The organism is Corynebacterium imitans, from assembly GCF_000739455.1.
Taxonomy (GTDB): Bacteria; Actinomycetota; Actinomycetes; order Mycobacteriales; family Mycobacteriaceae; genus Corynebacterium; species Corynebacterium imitans.
This window is the reverse complement of sequence record NZ_CP009211.1, coordinates 739,861-760,237: the sequence shown is the minus strand read 5'-3', so window position 1 is coordinate 760,237 and position 20,377 is coordinate 739,861. Positions and strand designations below refer to the sequence as shown.

Annotated in this window: 27 protein-coding genes; 12 read left to right on the top strand and 15 right to left on the bottom strand. The window is 64.6% G+C overall.

The window, feature by feature from the left end; translation table 11 throughout:
- Nucleotides 1-30 precede the first annotated feature (30 nt).
- Together CIMIT_RS03480 and mscL are read left to right on the top strand one after the other, a co-directional pair.
- Nucleotides 31-654, top strand: a complete 624-nt coding sequence (locus tag CIMIT_RS03480; RefSeq protein ID WP_038589227.1) for an SAF domain-containing protein — start codon at nt 31-33, stop codon at nt 652-654.
- A 90-nt stretch (nt 655-744) separates the two neighbouring features.
- Complete coding sequence (mscL, locus tag CIMIT_RS03475) at nt 745-1,200, top strand: large conductance mechanosensitive channel protein MscL (protein WP_038589225.1); 456 nt, start codon at nt 745-747, stop codon at nt 1,198-1,200.
- 32 nt (nt 1,201-1,232) lie between these two features.
- Here the strand turns inward: mscL and CIMIT_RS03470 are convergent, their stop codons facing one another.
- From CIMIT_RS03470 to CIMIT_RS12065, 8 genes are all read right to left on the bottom strand, one after another.
- A complete protein-coding gene (locus CIMIT_RS03470) occupies nt 1,233-1,433 on the bottom strand; it encodes a hypothetical protein (protein WP_038589221.1) in 201 nt (66 codons plus the stop codon).
- A gap of 2 nt (nt 1,434-1,435) precedes the next feature.
- Complete coding sequence (locus CIMIT_RS03465; protein ID WP_038589218.1) at nt 1,436-2,026, bottom strand: MogA/MoaB family molybdenum cofactor biosynthesis protein; 591 nt, start codon at nt 2,024-2,026, stop codon at nt 1,436-1,438.
- A 66-nt stretch (nt 2,027-2,092) separates the two neighbouring features.
- The gene (locus tag CIMIT_RS03460) at nt 2,093-3,307 is read right to left on the bottom strand and encodes a S1C family serine protease (RefSeq protein ID WP_407919539.1); all 1,215 of its coding nucleotides are present in this window, start codon (nt 3,305-3,307) and stop codon (nt 2,093-2,095) included.
- A 106-nt stretch (nt 3,308-3,413) separates the two neighbouring features.
- Nucleotides 3,414-4,877 carry a sensor histidine kinase gene (locus CIMIT_RS03455; RefSeq protein WP_231910334.1) on the bottom strand — a complete coding sequence of 488 codons (1,464 nt, stop codon included), beginning with the start codon at nt 4,875-4,877 and terminating at the stop codon, nt 3,414-3,416.
- Nucleotides 4,874-5,572, bottom strand: coding sequence for a response regulator transcription factor (locus CIMIT_RS03450; RefSeq protein WP_038589215.1), 699 nt, complete (start codon nt 5,570-5,572; stop codon nt 4,874-4,876). The genes CIMIT_RS03455 and CIMIT_RS03450 overlap by 4 nt, the downstream gene beginning before the upstream one ends.
- A gap of 115 nt (nt 5,573-5,687) precedes the next feature.
- Nucleotides 5,688-5,861 (bottom strand): 50S ribosomal protein L32, encoded by a 174-nt coding sequence (rpmF, locus tag CIMIT_RS03445; RefSeq protein ID WP_038589212.1) that lies wholly within the window; start codon nt 5,859-5,861, stop codon nt 5,688-5,690.
- 23 nt (nt 5,862-5,884) lie between these two features.
- The gene (locus CIMIT_RS03440; RefSeq protein ID WP_038589209.1) at nt 5,885-6,157 is read right to left on the bottom strand and encodes a type B 50S ribosomal protein L31; all 273 of its coding nucleotides are present in this window, start codon (nt 6,155-6,157) and stop codon (nt 5,885-5,887) included.
- Between the two features lie 141 nt (nt 6,158-6,298).
- On the bottom strand, nt 6,299-7,063 hold the full coding sequence (locus CIMIT_RS12065; protein WP_084674252.1) for a CPBP family intramembrane glutamic endopeptidase: 765 nt from the start codon (nt 7,061-7,063) through the stop codon (nt 6,299-6,301).
- A 99-nt stretch (nt 7,064-7,162) separates the two neighbouring features.
- On the opposite strand from CIMIT_RS12065, the gene CIMIT_RS03430 reads away from it, so the two are divergent.
- From CIMIT_RS03430 to CIMIT_RS03395, 8 genes are all read left to right on the top strand, one after another.
- Complete coding sequence (locus CIMIT_RS03430) at nt 7,163-8,218, top strand: sensor histidine kinase (protein WP_038589206.1); 1,056 nt, start codon at nt 7,163-7,165, stop codon at nt 8,216-8,218.
- On the top strand, nt 8,215-8,817 hold the full coding sequence (locus CIMIT_RS03425) for a response regulator (RefSeq protein WP_038589203.1): 603 nt from the start codon (nt 8,215-8,217) through the stop codon (nt 8,815-8,817). Before CIMIT_RS03430 ends, CIMIT_RS03425 begins: the two co-directional genes overlap by 4 nt.
- 11 nt (nt 8,818-8,828) lie before the next feature.
- On the top strand, nt 8,829-9,860 hold the full coding sequence (locus tag CIMIT_RS03420; protein ID WP_231910333.1) for an SLC13 family permease: 1,032 nt from the start codon (nt 8,829-8,831) through the stop codon (nt 9,858-9,860).
- A 180-nt stretch (nt 9,861-10,040) separates the two neighbouring features.
- A complete protein-coding gene (gene rpmB / locus CIMIT_RS03415; RefSeq protein WP_038589200.1) occupies nt 10,041-10,277 on the top strand; it encodes a 50S ribosomal protein L28 in 237 nt (78 codons plus the stop codon).
- A complete protein-coding gene (gene rpmG, locus CIMIT_RS03410) occupies nt 10,277-10,441 on the top strand; it encodes a 50S ribosomal protein L33 (RefSeq protein WP_006841072.1) in 165 nt (54 codons plus the stop codon). The genes rpmB and rpmG overlap by 1 nt, the downstream gene beginning before the upstream one ends.
- Before the next feature lie 3 nt (nt 10,442-10,444).
- Complete coding sequence (gene rpsN / locus CIMIT_RS03405) at nt 10,445-10,750, top strand: 30S ribosomal protein S14 (RefSeq protein WP_038589196.1); 306 nt, start codon at nt 10,445-10,447, stop codon at nt 10,748-10,750.
- Nucleotides 10,751-10,764: 14 nt separating this feature from the next.
- Nucleotides 10,765-11,013 (top strand): 30S ribosomal protein S18, encoded by a 249-nt coding sequence (rpsR, locus tag CIMIT_RS03400; RefSeq protein ID WP_038589193.1) that lies wholly within the window; start codon nt 10,765-10,767, stop codon nt 11,011-11,013.
- Between the two features lie 190 nt (nt 11,014-11,203).
- On the top strand, nt 11,204-11,881 hold the full coding sequence (locus CIMIT_RS03395; RefSeq protein ID WP_038589190.1) for a TetR/AcrR family transcriptional regulator: 678 nt from the start codon (nt 11,204-11,206) through the stop codon (nt 11,879-11,881).
- On the opposite strand, the gene CIMIT_RS03390 is transcribed toward CIMIT_RS03395, so the two are convergent.
- From CIMIT_RS03390 to CIMIT_RS12550, 7 genes are all read right to left on the bottom strand, one after another.
- A complete protein-coding gene (locus CIMIT_RS03390; RefSeq protein ID WP_231910332.1) occupies nt 11,878-12,729 on the bottom strand; it encodes a serine hydrolase in 852 nt (283 codons plus the stop codon). The two genes, CIMIT_RS03395 and CIMIT_RS03390, sit on opposite strands and share 4 nt — an antisense overlap.
- Entirely contained in the window at nt 12,723-13,328 is a 606-nt protein-coding gene (locus CIMIT_RS03385) for a hypothetical protein (protein WP_144311802.1), read from the bottom strand. Before CIMIT_RS03385 ends, CIMIT_RS03390 begins: the two co-directional genes overlap by 7 nt.
- A 131-nt stretch (nt 13,329-13,459) precedes the next feature.
- Nucleotides 13,460-13,951, bottom strand: coding sequence for a hypothetical protein (locus CIMIT_RS03380; RefSeq protein WP_038589187.1), 492 nt, complete (start codon nt 13,949-13,951; stop codon nt 13,460-13,462).
- A 64-nt stretch (nt 13,952-14,015) separates the two neighbouring features.
- Nucleotides 14,016-14,918, bottom strand: coding sequence for a serine hydrolase (locus CIMIT_RS03375; RefSeq protein ID WP_051904765.1), 903 nt, complete (start codon nt 14,916-14,918; stop codon nt 14,016-14,018).
- Nucleotides 14,919-15,038: 120 nt separating this feature from the next.
- A complete protein-coding gene (purH, locus tag CIMIT_RS03370) occupies nt 15,039-16,574 on the bottom strand; it encodes a bifunctional phosphoribosylaminoimidazolecarboxamide formyltransferase/IMP cyclohydrolase (RefSeq protein WP_038589184.1) in 1,536 nt (511 codons plus the stop codon).
- Entirely contained in the window at nt 16,558-17,151 is a 594-nt protein-coding gene (gene purN, locus CIMIT_RS03365; protein WP_038589181.1) for a phosphoribosylglycinamide formyltransferase, read from the bottom strand. Before purN ends, purH begins: the two co-directional genes overlap by 17 nt.
- 10 nt (nt 17,152-17,161) lie before the next feature.
- Nucleotides 17,162-18,463: a cell division protein PerM gene (locus CIMIT_RS12550; protein WP_144311801.1), complete on the bottom strand. Its 1,302-nt coding sequence runs from the start codon at nt 18,461-18,463 to the stop codon at nt 17,162-17,164.
- A 228-nt stretch (nt 18,464-18,691) separates the two neighbouring features.
- Between CIMIT_RS12550 and CIMIT_RS03355 the strand changes: the two genes are divergently transcribed.
- Entirely contained in the window at nt 18,692-19,420 is a 729-nt protein-coding gene (locus CIMIT_RS03355) for a M23 family metallopeptidase (RefSeq protein WP_038589178.1), read from the top strand.
- A gap of 255 nt (nt 19,421-19,675) precedes the next feature.
- On the top strand, nt 19,676-20,368 hold the full coding sequence (locus CIMIT_RS03350; RefSeq protein WP_038593881.1) for a M23 family metallopeptidase: 693 nt from the start codon (nt 19,676-19,678) through the stop codon (nt 20,366-20,368).
- Nucleotides 20,369-20,377 lie beyond the last annotated feature (9 nt).

Genomic DNA, 20,377 nt, shown 5'->3' with positions numbered 1-20,377 from the left:
CCGCGGGGGCGGCGGCTGCGTCTAATAGGCATGGATCTTGCAACGCGCCTGCGCACCCCAGGCTATCGCCGCACCGTACTGCTGCGGCGGGTGCTCGCCGCCCTACTTATTGCCGCCGCCTGCGTCAGCGCACTGGTGCGCGCCACACACACCGACCCGGTCGCCGTAGTCTTTGCGCGCGATGTGGCCGCCGGCACTCGCTTAAGCCCGGAGGACGTCACGCTGCGACGCGTGCCCGAAGAGGTGCTTCCGGACCACGCCTTAAGTGAGGAGGCACTCGCACACTCCCACATTTTGGCCGCCTCGGCCGCGGCCGGTGAGGTAGTCACCACCACGCGCCTGGTCGGCCCCGACCTGGTCAGCGACCTCGTCGCCGACGCTCCTACCGGGGAGCCTTTTACGATGGTGCCGATCTCCTTGGCAGAGCCCGATATCCTGCCAATGCTGCACCACGGTGCCCGGGTAGACATCGTGACCGAGGGGCCTCGCACCGTGGCCACCGGCGGACGCATAGTCACGGTCAGCGACGAGGATTCGGGCGGGAAAGATACGGTGCTGGTGCTGTTGCGCCAGTCCCAGGCGGCGGCCGTGGCGGCGTCGTCGTTGACCGAGCCGCTCGCGGTGGTTTTGACTCCGGATGCAACTTCGGCATAGACTCCGTACTCTTGACATTTGCCATGGATGATCGCGCAACTTCGCCACCATGGTGACTTTCCCCCATGACTCAAACAAGGAGTGTTTTCCATGCTCAAGGGCTTCCGCGACTTTATTCTGCGCGGCAACGTCATCGACCTGGCTGTCGGTGTGGTCATCGGTGCCGCGTTCACCGCTGTGGTCACCGCGTTCTCTGACGCGATCATCACCCCGCTGCTGAACATCTTCGGCGACGCCGAAGTCGGCGAAGGCTGGAAGATCCCGGTTATCCCGGGCCGCCCCGAGACCGCGCTCGACCTGGGCATGCTGGTCTCCGCGATCATCAACTTCCTGCTCATCGCGGCAGTGGTCTACTTCTTCATCGTCGCTCCGATGAACAAGCTCGACGAGATGCAGAAGCGTCACCGCGGTATCTCCGAGGACACCCCGGCACCGACCGAGACCGAGCTGCTCACCGAGATCCGCGACATGCTCGCGGGCCAGACCCCGCAGCAGGCTGGCAGCTCCACCCCGCCGGCAACCGGCGAGAGCCCAGAAACCAAGTAGCTTTTCCAGCTGCTCGTAACGCCCGCTCGCACCTACTCACCGTGGTGCGGCGGGCGTTCGTTTTCGTAGAAGGCCCGGCCGGTCAGCTCCGGCTCCGCGTCTTCTTCCAACGCAACCTCGCGCAGACCGTCCGAGTCGTTGCTCTCTCCCACGAAGGTGCCCGTCGGCGCGTCTGCGGTGCGGTCGTAGTCCACGTCCGCGACGCGGCGTACCCTGCGGCGCTGCCGTGCCATACCTATTGCACCGTGTAGCTGTTGAGCTCGCCGATGAGGTGCTCCACCAGCGGGGCAACCGTGGCAACGCCGTCCCGGATGGCCTGGCGGCTCGGTGCGAGGTTCACCACCACGGTCGAGCCGGAGACGCCGCAAATGCCGCGCGAGGTCGCCGCATCCACCGCGCCGCAGGACTGCCCCGAGGAGCGGATGGCCTGCGCTACGCCCGGCACCATCTTGTCAATCACGGTGCGGGTGGCCTCCGGCGTCTTATCGCGCGGGCCCACGCCGGTGCCGCCGAGCGTGAGCACCAGGTCGACGCCGCCGACCACGCCGGTCTCGATCACCTTGCGGATCTCCGACTTCTTCGATTTGGTCCGCACGACGCCATCAACGTGGTAGCCGTACTCCCCCAGCAGCTCGGCGACCATCTTGTCGGTATTGTCCCCCGGCGACTCGTAGCGGTGATCCCCCACGAGCACTACGATCGCACGGGTCTGCGCCGGAGTGGACTGCTCGAGCTCCACGGCGCGCAGGAACGTCTCGTCCGGTTCCGCGCCGTCAAACGCATCCAGTGTCTTCGTGGTCCCCGTCGTCCCCATTGTCTCTGCCATAACCTTCTTCCTCGACGTCCCTTACCGGCAAGCGCCGGAATTTTTGCCCATGATGTAGCCCTTAACTTACTCGGAACTGAGCGTCACATCTACGGAAACGGGATCCTCCTCCCCCGGGCGCTCCACCTGCAGGGTGACGGTCTCGCCGAAGTCGTGCGAGCGCGTCGCGGCGATCAGCGCATCTGCCGAGTCGATGAGCCGGTCGTTGAGCTTCACAATCACGTCACCGGCGTGCAGTCCGGCCTGCTCCGCAGGGCTGCCGGGTTCGACGGCGGCGACCCGGGCGCCCTCGGTGCCGTCGTCAAGCGCGCTGACTCTGACCCCGAGCATGGGCTGGGTGGCCACGCCGTCGTCGATAAGCTGCTGGGCGACGCGCTTGGCAAAATTCGAGGGAATGGCAAAGCCCAAGCCGATCGAACCCCCCTGCTGCCCGCCGTAGGAGCCCGCCGACAGCGAGGCGATCACCGAGTTCATGCCGATGAGGTTGCCCTGCATGTCCACCAGCGGACCGCCGGAGTTGCCCGGGTTGATCGCCGCGTCGGTTTGGATGCCGTCCATGAGCGAGCTTTCGCCGCCGCCCTGGCTCGCGCGCACCGGGCGGTTCAGGGCGGAGACGATACCGCTGGTCACCGTCGCGGACAGGCCAAGCGGCGAGCCGACGGCGACGACCTCCTGGCCCACGGCGAGCTGGTCGGAGTTGCCAAACTTCATCGTGGGCAGGTTGCTCACGTTTTCAATCTTGAGCACTCCGACGTCCGTGTTCACGTCGCTGGCCACGTAGGTCGCGTCGTGCCGCGTGCCGTCATTCAGCGTGACCTGGATGCGCGCCTGCGGGCTCTGCGCGTCCCCGATGACGTGGTGGTTCGTCAGCACATAGCCGTCCGAGGAGATGATCGAACCGGAGCCCTCCGCACCCCCGCGCGGGGTCTGCACCATGATCGAGACGACCCCGGGAAGCACCTGTGCGGCCACGTCCTCCACCGAGCCTTTCGGTGCCTGCGGTTTCTCGCCCTCAGGCTCGCTTGCCGACTCTGCCGACTCTGGTGGCTGTGCCTCGAGCGCATTGTAGGTCTCACCCGACTGCTCCGCCCCACGGCTCCCGGCGACATACCCCGCCCCACCGCCGGCGATCAGCGACGCAACCAGGGCCGTGGCGATCATCGCACCCGGGCCGAAGCGCTTCCCGGATGACGCCTGGTGCGGCGGGTTCGCAACGTGGTAAACGGCCTGCTGGGTGTGGTTCGCGCCTTCTGGGTTGCGCGGTTCCTCCGGAAAAGTCATGTGCTCCATTATGCGGGACCGCTCTGCGCGCCGACTTGAGGCACGGCACTACCCAACGTACCGCTTCCTGAGCACTTCCTGTGTGCGATGCACTGGGGGAAGTGCCCTACTCGCCCTCTTCAGGGCGGCGGCCCGGGAAGACCACGCGCATACGCGTGCCGCCGTCGTCGGACTCTTCCACGAAGATCTGCGCGCCGTGGCGATCAAGCACCTGCTTCACAATCGCGAGTCCCAGGCCGGAGCCCGGCATCGCGCGCGACTCCGGGGCACGGTAGAAGCGCTCGAAGACGCGGTCGCGCTCACGCGGGGCAATGCCCGGGCCGGAGTCGTCCACGATCAGCACAGCCTTGGTGGTCGCGGCCTTCAGGGAGATACGCACGGTGCCGCCCTGCGGTGACCACTTCGCGGCATTATCGATCAGGTTGATCGGCGCGCGCCCCATGGCAAAGTGGTCGCCCTTCATGATCCACGGGTCCGCATGGAACTGGAAGGTCACATCGGGACGACGGCGGCGCACTCGGTCCAGGGCTTCCTCCAAGATGGCGTCCAAGCGCAGGTCCACAAACTCGGTGTTCGGGGAGTCCTCGCGCGCCAGGTCAACCAGGTCGCCGATGAGCGTGGACATCTCCTCCATCTGCGCGAGCACGTCGTGCTCGAGGTTGTCGCGCTCCTCCTGGGAGATCATGTCCTGGTGCCCGGATTTGTACATCATCATGAACAGCTCGATGTTCGTGCGCATCGACGTCAGCGGAGTCTTCAGCTCATGGCCCGCATCGGCAACGAGCTGCGTCTGACGCGTGCGTGAATCCTGCAGGGTACGCATCATCTCGTTGAAGGAACGGCTGATCTTTGCCAGCTCGTCATCGCCCTCCACCGGCAGTGGCTTCAGCTCCTCGGTCCGAGTGACCTCATCCACCGCGCGGTGCAGCCGCCGCAGCGGGTAGAGTGCTGCCGCAGCCACAATCGTGGACACCGCCCACGCCATCGCGGCCCCCAAGGCCAGGATCACGAGCAGGGCCGCACCGGAGCTGCCCTGCAGACGCCTCGAGGGGTCGACCTGCTCGGCAAGTGCAACGGATGCTCCACGTTCCGAACGCAGCACCAAGATGCGCTCCCCGCCCGCGGTGCGGGTGGAAATCTGCTCGCCTTCCTTCTGCGAGTGGAAGGTACCACCGACCGGGACGGCGTCGCCGAAGTACTTGTTGGAGCCCGCCGGAGAGACGGCGGCCTTGATCCCCGGGTTGTACTTCTTGAACTGCGCGATCTCCGCTTCGAGGTCAGCCTCTGAACTCTTCTCCGCCTCCCGGGCAATGGCATAAGCCTTCGAGCTCAAGTCATTGTCCATGGAGTTAGTAATCGCAGTCGTGGCAGCCCAATAACTGACCATCGCGGTGACCAGCACCGCAAAAGCCACCATCACGCCGGTGAGCACCACCAGCTGTTGGCGCAACGAAAGGCCGAGACCTAGAAAGCGCGAATTCTTAAACTGCGTCGGCTGCATCTCCTCAGGAGTAAGCTGCCAGGCGTCCTGGTCGCGCTGAAAGGTCTCGGCGGATTGCCGCAGGATCACGGGGCAGTCTCCCGCAGCACGTAGCCGACGCCACGCACGGTGTGGATCAGACGGGCCTCGCCTGCAGCCTCGGTCTTGCGGCGCAGGTAGCCGATGTAGACCTCAAGCGCATTGCCCGAGGTGGGGAAATCGTAGCCCCACACCTCCTCCAGAATGGTCTGACGCGACAGCACGCGGCGCGGGTTCTGCATCAGCAGGTGCAGCAGCGCGAACTCGGTGCGGGTGAGCGAAATCGTCCGGGTCCCGCGAGTCACATCGCGCGTTTCCGGGTTCAACGTGAGGTCCTCGAACTTCAACGACGAAGACTCATGCGAATTCTCGTCAATCGAGTCCGCCCGGGCGCGACGCAGCAGCGAGCGCACTCGCGCGAGCAACTCCTCGAGCGCAAAAGGCTTAGGCAGGTAATCGTCCGCGCCCGCGTCTAGGCCGGCGACCCTGTCAGAGACGCCGTCGCGCGCGGTGAGCATGAGCACCGGCCGGTCGTACCCGGAAGAGCGCAGCGTACGGCACACGCCGAGACCGTCGAGCTTGGGCATCATCACGTCGAGGATGGTCAGATCCGGCTCCTCGGTGCGGATCATGTCCAAGGCCTCTTCCCCATCTTGGGCCAGGCACACCTCGTACCCGTTGAAGCGGAGAGAGCGCTTGAGCGAATCGCGGACGGCCTGCTCGTCGTCAGCCACTAAAATTTTCATGTATCTATTATGGCCTATCAGTTATCTTCTCGTACACAACATCACAAAAGGCCGGATCCCGAGAGCGGAATCCGGCCTTTTCGCGTGCTTACTTAAGCAACAACGCGAACACTCACTAGAACTGCTCGACGTCGATCAGGCCAGCCTGAGCAGCCTTGACCAGACGACGCGGGATGCGCACTTCCTGGCCGTCGATCTTGACAACCTGCAGCTGGGCATTGTCAGCCTTCCACTGCGAACGGCGCATACGGGTGTTGGCGCGGGACTTCTTAAACTTCGGTGTAGCCATTTCTCAATTCCTCCTTCTACGCCTTACTTAGCGGTCTTCTTCTTGCGGCGAGCCATGCCACCGAAGCGCTGGTTGAACTTCTCAACGCGGCCAGCGGTGTCCATGAGACGCTGTGCGCCGGTCCAGAACGGGTGGGACTCGGCGGTCACATCGACGACGATGAGCGGGTACTCGTTGCCGTCTTCCCAGGTATCGGTGCGGTCGGAGGTCTTGGTGGAGCGCGTCAGGAACTTGTGGCCCGTGTTCGCGTCCTGGAAAATCACCGGGTGGTAATCCGGGTGAATATCCTTCTTCATATGCTTCGTCTCCCTCAGGATTGAACTTCAGGTCGGTTCCCTTTTCTCAAGGGATCGTGCCTGAGTTGGGTGCGAAAATGGTCAAGTGCACAGCGATTGCTGAACAACCTGCAGAATTATACTTCCCCGAGGCTCTTTTTCCTAATCGCGTGCTTTTGCTTTTCGACGCCAGAGCACCAGCACCCCGGCCAACGCCTGCGCCAGGCCGAGCACGACCCACGCAACGTTGCCCAGCTCAATCGGATAGGCCAAGCTCAGTACCGCAAGCATGAGGTGCATCCCGCCGTGCGAGCCTGCAGCCCACCAGAAGCTGCCAAAGCGGTAGACCAGCGCCGCGCCCAGGATGGACATCCCGAAGGGCATCGCCAGGTAGACGAGGTGGTCCAGCGCGCTTTGTTGCCCGCCGGAAGAAGTCAGGTGAATCAACGTGAAGGCGGCAGTCGTCCAGACAATGGTGAGAGTTTCTCGGTGCCGCGTGAGATCGAACAGCCAGCCGCGGTAGAGCAGCTCCTCGGGGATACCTTGCAGCAAGTATGCGCGCACAAGGATCCAAGCGATGATTGCGACCAGCGGGTAGTCGCCGGCCTCGGCTGCCTCCTGCACCACTTGCCCGGGTCCGAGGATCGCTGCGAGCACTGCCCACCCCACGAGCATCGGCACGGCCACCACGAGCGTGCCGCCGACAAGACCCCAGGCCCCGCGCCAATTGATGCTGGAGCGCTCAACGTAGCGCACCCACACGACGACGAACGCGACCACCAGGACGGGTGTGAGGCAGAACAGGAGTGTCTCATCTACGTATGGGGCGAGCGGGACCCGAGCGAAGTTTGCGCCCAGGAGCACGCCCATAGCGATAAGGGCGCGCAGCAAGAGACCGAATGCGTTAACAGGAATTCTTGGGTTCATGGTGCACGACTTTATGGAGCGCACGCGGGCGTGAATAGTGGATGCGGTCACCAAAAACCATGACCCGAGTCACGGGTGTCAGCCGGTAGGTTAGGCCCCATGAACCGCGTCCACCTCTACCTTTTGGACAGCATCTTGGTGTTCGCCATCTTGCTGTATATCAACTTCACGTCAGCGGCGCTCGCGCGTAAGGGAATTCTCCTGGCGGTCGCCTTACTCACCGTCGCGGCGTGGGTGGCGTGGCGCAGGACGGAGCACAGAGTTGCCGCGGTGGCTTTTTCCCTGTGCGCGTTCGCCGTCTTCGCCACGGCGAATAACCCGATCAGCATCCTTGTGCTGTGGTGCGCAGTCGTGGCAGTGCACATGAGTCTGGGCAAGCGGGCGGCGTATGTCTACGCAGGTGCGATCGTCGCGGCTGCTTTTCTCGCGCAGCTCAAGGTCCAAGCTCCGGTAAGCAAGATCGCGCTTGAAACGCTCGCCGGCGCTGCCGCAGCTGCGGCAGCCCTGAATCTTGCCTCCACGGTCTCCCGCCAGCGCTGGTACGAGGCGCACCAGCAGGACATGGCGGTGGCGAAGGAGCGTGAAAGGATCGCGGCCACGCTTCACGACGCCCTCGGGCACCGCCTCACCACCATCGGGCTGAGCCTCGACTACGCGCTCCGGATCCCCGACGCGGAAAAGCGTGATAGTGAGATCGCGCATGCACGCGCAAGCGTCTCGGAGGCTCTACAAGAGATGCGCGCGACGGTCCGCGCGATGAAACCTGCCGCGCATCCTGATGAGGACATCGAGTCCGCACTGTCCCATCTGGCGGAGTCTTTCGCCACCACTTCTTTGGACGTTGAGTTTTCTCACGCTGTTCACACACCACAGGCGAAGTACTCCACCGAAGAACGAATGCTCATGCTGCACTTTTGCCAAGAGGCACTGACCAATGTGCTGCGCCATTCGCACGCAACGAAGGCACAGATCGTCCTTGATGACCGAACACTGGCCGTAACGGACAACGGCATAGGCACGACTGGGCCGGAAGCTTTCGGCATCACGTCGCTTCGCGAACGCGCTGCAGGCCTCGGTGGTGAAATCAATACGCTCGCCCACGGCGGCATTGACGGAGGTTTCCGCATCGAATTGCACCTCAAGGAGAAATCATGACCACACGCGCGCTACTTATCGACGACCACGAGATGCTCCTGCGCGGCCTCAGGCTCATCTTGGACACCGACGACCGTGTTGAAGTTGCCGCCACAACTACCGACGGAGCGGAAGCGCTGGAGCTTGCCCGCCGCCATAACGTCGACGTGGTGGTCACCGACGCAGCAATGCCGGGAACCGACGGGCTCGGGGTCGTGCGCGCCTGCAGCCCACACGTTCCCGTCCTTGTACTCACCACTTTCGACGACGCAAACTTGGTAACAAGCCTGCTCGACGCTGACGCGTCCGGCTACATCCTGAAAGATGTGTCCCCGGAAGAATTGGCAAACGCCATCGTCGCCACCGCCCAGGGCGGCCTCGTCCTCGACCCTCGTATCGCCCGCTACGCTGCGGGGAACCCACAGCTGGCGATCTTGACCCCGACTGAGCGCTCCGTCGCCGAGAAGGTCGCTCGAGGAATGAGCAACCAGGAGATCGCCGGTGCACTCTTCCTGGCTGAAGGCACCGTGAAAAACCACGTTTCTGCCTTGCTCCGAAAACTCGAAGCGCGCGACCGCACGGTACTCGCCTTGAGGTTAGCCAAGGCTTTGGGGATCTAGACTCTTTGCTCGTGCGCCTTACCTCTATATTTTGGCCCGCGGCGGCCGTCGTACTGTTTGTCGCCCTGGCACTGACGGATACCGCTGCCGCCACGTCAGTGGCCGGGCGGCTGCTGCCCGTTTTGGTTTTTGCCGCTGCGATGTCTGCCATGGTCAACCTCGCCGCACAGGCGGGAGTGTTCGAGGCGCTCGCCGCGTGGATCGAGCGCACGCACTTCGTGTGGCCCGCCTTTCTCGTGCTGTGTGTCTTCGTCACCATCTTCCTCTCCCTAGACACCACAGCGATCATGCTCACGCCCCTGGCCGTAGCGGTGGCGCGACGTAACGGGCTGAGCGTCGTGGCCTTATCACTGTCGGTGGTGTGGATCGCCAATCTTGGCTCAATGCTGCTCCCGGTCTCCAACCTGACCAATCTTTTGGCGCTGAAGCACTACTCGGGCACATACGACTTTGTCGCTGCATCCTGGAGGTCAGCACTCGTCGGCATCGCAGTCGCGGTCGCGGCTTCCTACGTTGCGCGCTTCATCTTTGGTGCGGAAAAGCAGCAGCACTCCCCGAGCGCCCCGCCCAGCCCAGGAGCTGCACTGTGGATTCTCGGGCTGACTGTCGTCGCACTACTCACGCCAATCCCCTTTTGGGCGACCAGCGTGGTCGGGGCTGTGGCGATGGCGTTGGCGGTGGGCGTCGAGAACCGGGGCGAGCTTGTGCCGTGGCAGTCGCTGGCGCTCGTCGTCGCTATTTCTTCTGCCGTAGCGCTGCTGCCTCCGCTGCACATCAACGCCCCCGCTGCACTTTCGGGCACGGTTGCCGCCAACCTGGTGAACAACCTCCCTGCGTACTTGCTTTTGGAAGGCGACGAGCCGATGCAGCTGCTCGTCGGCGTGAACTTCGGGCCGCTGATTACGCCCTGGGCTTCCCTGGCTACACTCCTGTGGCACAGCCAACTGGAGCGCGCGGGGATACAGATCCCGTGGCGGGTGTTTATCGCCTTCGGGTGCGTGCTGGTGCCGCTGGCCGTGTGGCTGGGAAGCGCGGTCGCCTGAGATTAGGAGATTTGGCACGAAACATGTATTGTTGACTCTCGCTGTTGTCGAAGTACACGTTTACGCCTACGTCAACCGATTGCACTCGACGCTTTTCGCGGACCCTCACACCGCTTTGTTAGTGGCGTCATCCTCACAAGTGATCAGTGCGTGGGCGGCAGAAGAGAAAGAAGTCAACCCATGTCGGCACATTGCCAGGTCACGGGACGGAAGCCGCAGTTCGGCAAGACCGTCTCGCACTCGCACCGCCGCCACTCGCGCCGTTGGAACCCCAACGTGCAGAAGCGCCGGTTCTACCTGCCCTCCGAGGGCCGTACCATTACTCTGACCGTTTCTACCAAGGGTCTGAAGATCATCGACCGTGACGGCATCGAGTCCGTCGTGGCAAAGATCCGCGCACGAGGTGAGAAGATCTAATGGCACGTAACGATATTCGCCCGATCATCAAGCTGAAGAGCACCGCGGGCACCGGTTTTACCTACGTCACCCGCAAGAACAAGCGCAACAACCCGGATCGCATCACGCTGAAGAAGTACGACCCGGTTGTGCGTAAGCACGTTGAATTCCGCGAGGAGCGATAAACAATGGCGAAGAAGTCCAAGATCGCTAAGAACGAGAAGCGCAAGGAAATCGTTGCTCGCTACGCTGAGCGTCGCAACGAGCTCAAGGCAATCATCCGCAACCCCGAGACCTCGGACGAGGATCGCCTGGAAGCACAGTTCGAGCTGAACCGTCAGCCGCGTGACGCTTCGCCCGCGCGCGTGCGCAACCGCGATTCCCACGACGGCCGTCCGCGCGGTTACCTCCGCAAGTTCGGTCTGTCCCGTGTCCGTATGCGCGAGATGGCTCACCGTGGTGAGCTGCCTGGCGTTCGTAAGTCTTCGTGGTAAGGAGGATTTGACCAATGAAGCGCAATAATCACCGCAAGGCGCGCATGGAGCAGTCCCGCCGCCCGAAGAAGAACCCGCTCAAGGCCAAGGGCATTGAGTCGGTCGATTACAAGGATGTAGAGACCCTGCGTCTGTTCATCTCGGATCGTCACAAGATCCGTTCCCGCCGCGTCACCGGCTTGACCCCGCAGCAGCAGCGTCAGGTTGCTACCGCAGTCAAGAACGCGCGCGAGATGGCTCTCCTGCCGTTCACCACTCGCTAAGCAACGGTTGACAGCAGCGTAGAGTCTTTCGACTTAAAAAGCGCCCGCCCCGTGCTCACGATGAGTACGGGGCGGGCGCTTTTCGTCCGTACACCAACGCATCTACAGGCAAAACTACCTTTCAACCGATTGAAAGCTGAGCATGCAGTAGACTGGTCAGGCACGTAAGGCACATGGAGAGGAGCAGCGCATGACGCGAACCGTAGGGCGCCCCCGCAAGAACCGGCCCCGCCGCCGCGGGAAGACCGCCCGCGAGGAGATTCTCGACGCTTCCTCGGAGCTGTTCACCCGCCGCGGGTTCTCCACCACCTCCACCCACCAGATCGCGGAGGCCGTGGGCATCCGCCAGGCGTCGCTCTACTACCACTTCCCCTCGAAGAACGACATCTTCCTCACGCTGCTCAAGGGCACGATTCAGCCCGCGCTGGACTTGGCCTCGGACCTCGCGGAGTCAGATGCTTCGCCCGCGCTGAAGCTGTGGGCGCTGTGCGCGGCGGAGACACGCATCCTTCTGTCCTCGAATTGGAACATTGGTCGCCTCTACCAGCTGCCCACCCTGGACTCGGAGGAATTCAAGGAGTACCACGAGGACCGCGCGAAGCTGGAGGGCATCTACCGCGATTTAGCCGCGCAGATCGTCGGCGATGACGACCCGCGCATTGACTTGCCCTTCCACATGACGCTCGCCGCGATCGAGATGCGCGATAACACGGGCACCGCGCCCTACCCGCTTGTCGACGATGCGTTACCCGCCCCCTCCGTCATGATCGCCGATGCCGTGCTCGATGTCCTGCACGCGGAGCTGCCCTCCTGCCGCGGTGAGCGCACTCTCGAGCTGGTGGCCAAAGTCTCCGGGGAGCAGGCCTAGCCGCCGGAGTGCTGGCAGGCGGCGGGCGCAAAGGCGTCCGCCTGCTCCCCCAGGTTTTGTGCCATCGCGGAGAGCATCTGCTGGCCCGTCTCGTAGGTTCCGTCGGCAGGCAGCGCGGTGAGTGCCACGGGGACGTACGTGCCGTTGCCACGCGGCAGCAGACCGAACTGGCGTACCTGGTACATCCCGGACTCGTCCGGGCCCCATCCGCCTTTGAACAGCGCGCCCTGGGTGCCGAGCCCGTAGGACTGCCCGGGGTCGACCTGTCCCATCAGCCCGAGGACCTCGCCTGCCCCGGACACGCATGCCAAGGTGTTAGCCATGGTCGCCTCATCCGCCACGCTCAGAGGCGTTTGGCCGTAGGTGGAAAACTCGGGGCGAAGCGGGGCCGTATTCACCCCGGTTCCAAGTCCGAGTTCAGCTAGCACCGCGTTTGTCCCGGCTTCGCCCGCGACCGTGTAGAGGCGCTGGGCGGCGTCGTTGTCCGAGGCGGTGATCGCGGCTGCGGCGTCCGGGCTCAGCGACGGGTCGGCGCGCAGGGCAGCGATCGCGATCGGCACCTTGATCGTCGACCAGGCCGGGGTGGGTTCAGTGAATCCTGCAACCACGATCCCTTCCGGCCCACCGACGGCTGCGCCGGCGGTGCCGAGGTGTGAGGCGGCCTGCACGGCGGCGTCGACAAGCGGGCGCACATCCGCGGGTGCTGGGGCGGGCTCAACGGATTGGGCGGGCGGCGAGACGAACTCGGTGGAGGTCACCACCACCGTCGGAGGTGCTTCGCTCGGCCCGCAGGCGCTCAGGCACAGGGCCGCCGCAGCAACCGCGCCGAGCGTGCGATGCGCTACCAAATCTTCACACGCGCGTTGTCGCCGCCGTAGCAGTACACCGTGGCCCCGCCGCTGCACGACATGGTGTAGGTGGAGCCGGTGACCGGACTGTAGACGTTGACCGTGACGTTCGGGCTACCCGTGCTGTTGTAGGCGTCCACGAAGGCGCTGTACACGTTCGCCGCGAACGGACCCGAAGTATTGCTGGACGCCGCCGCATAGTGGCCATACGCCTGGCGCGACGCAGCCGGGGCCGACACTGGCTCCGCCGCGGGTGCCGGGGCCTGCTGCTGAGCCGGTTCCTGCTTGAGCGTCTGGGTCTCTACCTCGGTGACCACGACGGGGTCCTGCTGTGCGCTCGAGCGCTGGAAGGCACCCGTGCCGCCCAGGTAGGCCACCACGCCGACGACCGTGGCGAGCAGAATGCCGAGCACACCAATGATCCACGGCAATGCCTTGTTACCGCTCTGCTGCGGGTAGGGCTGGGCGTAGACCGGCTGTCCGTAGACGGGCTGCTGGGGCGGATAGCCCTGGGAAGGAAACTGCTGTCCTCCGGCTTCGGGGACTGCCCACTGCTCAGTGTCTGGGTTGGGGGCACCCTGTCCGTATTGTCTACTCACTATCGGCCTTTCCCCTCGATGTCAGCTACTGCCTCGGGGTATGTCTGCAAATGGATACGAGTAGATCATAGCCAAACCCTGGACACATCATGACAATTACCGAAAAACTTTCCGGCAATGCTGTGCGCACGCTATCGCGCCGTCGTCGGTGTCGTGGTCCTTTTCGGGGTCCTTTTCGGGGTCCTTTTCGGGGTCCTTTTCGGGGTCTTTTTCGGGCTTGTTGTCGTCGCTTTAGCCGAAACCGATCCGCCCTTCGTGGTGGTCTTCGTCGCTGCCTTCTTTGTCGCAGGGTTTGAAGAGGTTGGTGGCTGCGTTGTCACGACTCGCGTCGTGGTAACTTCAGTCAGCCGCGTAGACGTCACCACGACAGTGTTCGTCACGGGGTCGGGTGTCTTCCCGCCTTTGGCAAGGCTCGTGGCGGAGGCGGCGAGAAGTACGCCAACCACAAGGGCCGCGAGAGCAACTATCCCTCCGACGACCCAGACGCCAACACTTGGAGCAGGGCGTTCCTCGTCCGAATCGTCGTCCCACAGCACATCCTGCTCGAGGGTGCTCTCAGGGGAGAGTGCGGGAAGCTCAGCGGTCGGCGGGTCGTCGCCCTGGTGTTCCTCGGGGTCGACCACGCGCTACCGCCTTCCTCCGCGCTCTTCGTCAGCGCGCTTGTCCTCGTCCGGATCTCGGAAGAGGTTAGCAGCGCGAGGTTGGCAGACCGCCGCGCATTCCCTCAATGCCGCGTGCGAGTTCGTTGAGCATCTGCGTACTCTCGGCGTAGCCACCGTTGCTGAACGTGGTAATTGCAACGGCAATGTCGCCGTTCGGTCCCGGGATCAGACCAAACTGGCGCGTGAGGTACCCGCCTTGGTGAACGTTCCAGCCGCCCTTGAAGCGGGCACCGCCGATCTGGCCCAGCCCCCAGCGCTGGTCGCGGGTGATCTGCCCCATCAAATCCAGTACGGGCTCGTGGCCGCGCACGCAGCGCAGGCCGGAGGCGAACTGTGCCTGGTCCGCGGTCGTCCACAGCGTGCCCATCTCGTAGCCCGCGGGCGTGGTCGTCTTCGAGCCAGCCTCGGCGATCACGCCGCCGTAAGCAGACGCCGGGACCTGCGCGAACATGCGGTGCGCCGCCGGGTTGTCCGAGACGGTGATCGCCAGGCGCGCGTCACCAGCAAAGGCCGGGTTCTGCCGCAGCGCCGCGATGGACAGCGGCACCTTCATCGTGGAGAAGGCGGGCTCCGCCCGGTTGTCCCCCACCGTGATCTGCCTACCCGCGCCCGCCACGGAGATGGCCGCGCGCCCGCCGTGTCGGCCCACCACGTCCTGGACCAGCTGGTGCAGCTTCGCCTGGGCATCCGGAGCGACCGGTGCCGGTTTCGCCGGGGCCTTCTTCTCCTGCCCCGGCTGCTTGGGGCGCAGCTGCGGCGGCACCTGCTGCTTCACGTTCGCGGGCAGGTTGTTGTACGCCTGCACGTACGCATCCCCGATGACGGGGAGTTCCTCCACGCGCGGGACGACAGGCAGGGCGATGCCCATGGCCGTCAGCGCAGCGATGATCTGCTTGGCCCAGGGCTGGGAAGAGAGCTGGGAAGACACGGGCGTGCTCCTTTAGTACAAACTGCAAAGACACGTGCATGGTAGCAGGAAAAGCACATGCCGCCTATGCAAACGCCGCGTGACCTTGAAACAGGCTACGCGGCGTCGAAAAGCGGCGATTTAGTGCGCGAAGTGGCGGGTGCCGGTGAGGTACATGGTCACGCCAGCTGCCTCCGCGGCGGCGATGACCTCCTCATCACGGATGGAGCCGCCCGGCTGCACCACGGCCTTCACGCCGGAATCCGCGAGCAGCTGGAAGCCGTCGGCGAACGGGAAGAACGCATCGGAAGCGGCCACGGCACCGTTGGTGCGGTTCTTGCCCTCGTCCAGGGTGTTCGCGCGGTCGACGGCCAACTTGGCCGAGTCGACGCGGTTGACCTGGCCCATGCCGATGCCTACCGACGCCCCGTTGTCCGCAATCAGGATCGCATTCGACTTCACGCAACGCACGCTGCGCCACGCGAACTCCAGATCTGCCAGGGTCTGCTCGTCGGCGGCCTCGCCGGCGACCAGCTTCCAGCTTGCAGCGGCGTCGCCCTCAGCCTGGTAGGAGTCGCGCTCCTGAACGAGCCAGCCGCCGGAGATCTGGCGACGCTCCTCGCCCGGCTGCTTCGGCTCGACCTGCAGGATGCGCAGGTTCTTCTTCTCCTTGAGCACCTCGATCGCGCCGTCCTCATACGACGGGGCCAGGATGACCTCGGTGAAGATCGGCTGGACCTGCTTGGCCATCGCTACGGTCACCTCACGGTTGGCCGCGACCACGCCACCGTAGGCGGAGACCGGGTCGCAGGCGTGCGCCTTCGCGTGCGCATCAGCAATGGAGGTATCGGAAACAGCTACGCCGCACGGATTCGCGTGCTTGATAATGGCCACGCAGGCACGCTCGTGGTCCCAGGCCGCGCGCCAAGCGGCGTCGGCGTCCTGGTAGTTGTTGTAGCTCATTTCCTTGCCGCCGAACTGGGTGGCATTCGCAATGCCCCAGCCCTCGTTGACCAGGCGGGCGGACTGGTGCGGGTTCTCGCCGTAGCGCAGCTCGTCGCCTTCAGTGGACTCAGCAGCGCCATCTGCGTCGAGCTGCTCAGCCAGCCAACCGGACACCGCCGCGTCGTACTGCGCGGTGTGGGTAAACGCCTCCAGGGCGAGGCGCTTGCGGTCTTCCAGCTCGAAGCCGTCGCCCTTGACGGCCTCGATGACCTCGGCGTAGCGCGCGGGGTTGGTCACTACGGCCACCGACGGGTGGTTCTTCGCGGCGGCGCGCACCATGGACGGCCCGCCGATGTCGATCTGCTCCACGCAGGCGTCGAAATCCGCGCCGGAGGCCACGGTCTCCTCAAACGGGTACAGGTTCACCACGACCAGCTGGAAGGGCTCAATTCCCAGCTCCTTGAGCTGCTCCGCGTGGCTTTCCTTGCGCAGGTCCGCCAGGATGCCGGAGTGCACGCGCGGGTGCAGGGTCTTCACGCGGCCCTCAAGCACCTCGGGGAAGCCGGTCAGCTCGGCGACCTCGGTCACGGCCACACCGGCGTCCGCGATGCGCTTTGCGGTGGAGCCAGTGGAGACGATTTCCACGCCGGCCTCACCCAGCGCGCGGGCGAGGTCCTCCACGCCCGTCTTGTCGTAGACGCTGATCAGCGCGCGCTTAATCTGAATTCCCATTGAAGACTACCTTCCCGTTGGAAATGGAGGCGCGACGCAGCAGATCCACAATCTGCTCGCGCTCGGCCTGTTTGATTCTTTCGTGCAGAGTGGATTTCGTGTCGCCCTCCTCAACGCGCACCGCGCGCTGCGCGATGATTTCACCGGTATCCATTCCGGCGTCCACGTAGTGGACCGTGCAGCCGGTGACCTTTACGCCGTAATCCAGCGCATCATCCACGGCGTGCGCTCCCGGGAACGCCGGCAGCAGGGAGGGGTGAGTGTTGATGGTGTGTCCCTCAAACTTGGCGAGGAACTCCGGCCCAAGAATCCGCATGAAGCCTGCGGAAACCACCACATCCGGCCGTGTTTTCGCCACCGTCTGGGCAAGCTCCGCGTCCCAGGCGGCGCGGTCTGCTTCCACCGGGACAACCGCGGTGCTGACCCCGGCGTTTTTCGCGCGCTCGATACCGGCGCAAAGTTGATCCGCGACGACGAGGTCGACGCGGTAGGGACTTGCTGTATCGTCCAAAATCGCCTTGAGCAGGCTGCCGGTGCCGGAAACCAGCACCACGACGGACAAAGGTTGGCTACTCACGGCCCATAGCTTAGTCGCCCTCAGGCTTTGTGGCTTCAGGGGCCGGATGCTTCTCGACGCCACGCTCCCGCACCCACGCCACACACCACACCAACAGCGCGATCACGGCCACCCACGCGAACATGAGCCCGCCGAGCATCCAGTAGGTCGGCCCAACCATGCCGTACGCGCCCGCCACACCGGAGGCGAGTGCGCCGAGGACGAGCCCGTAGACGCCGGCCCACGCCCCGATTGCGCCGGCGGTGGCCGCACTCGGGCGCACCTTCCACAGCGACGCGAGGATCACGGCCGCCGGAATCACCATCGCCACCGGCGCCCAGGCAGGCACGCTCGCGGGCACCGCGGCGAGCACGGGCAGCGGCGGCAGCGCTACATTGCCGGTGGCGAACAGGGAGGTCGCCACGCCCGCGTACTCGAAGGCGCCGCCGAGCAGCACCGCGAGTGTGGCGATCGCCGCATTCGGCAGGTAGAGCAGGCAGACGAGCAGAAGCCAGATCCCACCTACGGCCCCGAGGTTGGGGAAGCTCGCGATGGCCTCGCCGACGCGCTGGTAATTAAACGCCAGCAGGATGAGGAACACTGCCCCACCGGCGGCGAGTAGGTTGCGGGTGGCGTGTGCGGCGGTGAGTGCGGCGTCGATAAGCATTGGCGGGACGCTGATTCTTTTCGCCAGCGCGCGCCACAGCACGGTGCGCAGGCCGAAGCAGAATCCGATGAAGTGCAGCGCGAGCGGGTAGCTCAGGGCCTGCCACGCGGGCGGGGCGCTGGTGGTGTAGACTTTCGAGGCATCCGCGACCATGAACAGCGCGATGGCGGAGCACACGAGCGGGATGGCGAGCGTGAGCCCGAGCAGCGCCCACAGGTCCAGCACGCTCACGCGGTGCTCGGTAGCCGCGCGCACTCGGGTTGCTACCAGCGCGACGACGCCCACGGCGGGCAGCAGCGGGACCGCCCCCAGGGTGACCCCGTCGATGGTGGCGGGCACACCATGGCCAACGAGCCAGAACTCGCCAATCGTCAGCGGCAGATACGGCAGGGGCCAGCCGCCGATCAAAAGTACCGCGAAACACACTGCGACGGCACCGAGTGCGAGCACCGCGTTCGGCACAATGGCGAACGCGAAGTAGTGGCGGAGGCGCTCCTGCCAGGTCTCCGGCGCTTTCGTGTTGTCGCGCTTCTGGGCGCGCGCAGCGGTTCCAGCACGCTGCAAACGTGCCTTGGAGCGGCTGCGGGCGGCGGCGCGGTCGCGGGTGCGGCTTTCGCTGCGCGCGCGTGACGACGGGGCGGACCGGGGATTCGAATTCGTGCTCATCGTCAACTAACTCTGCCACCTCTCCCCTTATCGCCTGAGCTACAACACTCCACCGGCCCGCTACACCCGGATGTGTAACGAAAAGTGAGGTGGGCAACGATTAAGAATTTTTTGAGGAATTCAGTTGCCTTACCGAGACCAATTCGTTACAGTAACCACTCGTAGATAACAGGAAGGTTACAATCCGGGGCCGCCAAGGTCACGGAGTCGGATTTTCTAAGGGGACCTATGTACAAGGCATCGAAGCAGGGCGGCAAGCACCGGAAGCAGTCTCCCAATAAGGGTCGCGTCGCCATGGTAGCCGTGGCAACTGGTGCAGTCTCCACCGCCGGCCTGAGCGGTGCCGCAGCAGCAACGCTCGCCTCCGAGGGCACCACTGCAAACGACGCGAACGTCACCGTGGCGGCAGACACCGACCAGCTGGTCGCCGATGCAACCTCCGCCCTGGAGTCCGCCCCACAGATCCTGGCGATTGCCGAGTACAAGCCGGTAGTCAACCTGGCCGACCAGCTGGACAAGGCAGTCGCCCACTCCGACGAGGTAGCGAAGGCCGACGAGGCCGCTCGCGCACCGCAGGTCGCTCGCCCGGCCGAGGGTGCTTTCACCTCCGGCTTCGGCCCGCGCTGGGGCTCCTTCCACTACGGCGTCGACATTGCGAACGCCCCCGGCACCCCGATCCTGGCTGTCATGGACGGCACCGTGATCGACTCTGGCCCGGCCCAGGGCTACGGCAACTGGATCCGCCTCAAGCACGAGGACGGCTCCGTCTCTGTCTACGGCCACATGCAGAGCCTCGACGTTGCTGTCGGCGAGCGTGTGACCGCTGGCCAGAAGATCGCCGGCATGGGCAGCCTCGGCTTCTCCACCGGCTCCCACCTCCACTTTGAAATCCACCCGGACGGCGACACCCCGGTCGACCCGGCCCCGTGGCTGGCGCAGCGCGGCATCCAGCTCTAGGCTAAGGCGTTTCTTTTCGCCCCGGCACTGTTGTGTCGGGGCGTTTTTGCGTCTCATGCCGGTGACGCACCACCCCCGAGCGCCCGTCACATTAATAACAAATTTCACTTCAGTAACAGCGCGCTGGCCTGCACCAACGGTGGAAAATGACACAACTTTTCGACAAAAGCGCACGTCAAGGCGTTGCTTGGGCGGCAAATGCGCGCTAGATTCTAACGCGGTATTCGCTTTCCTAAAAGAAAAGGTTTGGAGCACATGCATCGTCGCCTGCTTCCCGCGGTCCTTGCCGCGGCGCTTGCGTTTTCCGCCACGCCGGCCATCGCGGCCCCAGTGTTCACGCTCAACGGCGCACCCATCGCCACCCAGCAGGAGGCAGTGCAACACCTCGCTTCCGCCGCCGACTCCATTCTGAAGGACGGCGCGACGCTGACTGTGGGCGATTACAGCATCGTCTACGACCCCCGCGCGCTCGGCCAGGAGATCAGCAGCCAGTTCACCCCCGACTCCGGCACCAGCAACGGTGGAGTGACCATGCAGCGCGGCCGCACCTCCGACGGCCGCACCGTAGTCACCCCGACGACGGGTACCTTTACGTCCGGCTACGGCCAGCGCTGGGGCGCGATGCACCGCGGTATTGACATCGCCAACAGCCTGGGCACCCCGATCTACTCCGTCATGGACGGCACCGTCATCAACGCTGGGCCCGCCCAGGGCTTCGGCAACTGGGTCGTGATCCAGCACGACGGCGGCGAGGTCTCTGTCTACGGCCACATGGCGCACTACAACGTAGCCGTCGGTCAACGCGTCCGTGCCGGCGAGCAGATCGCCCAGATCGGCAATGAGGGTCAGTCCACCGGCCCGCACCTCCACTTTGAGATCAAGCCGGACGGTGTGAACCAGGTTGACCCGGTGCCCTGGTTCGCGCAGCAGGGCATCCGGATTGCCTAAGCAGCCTAG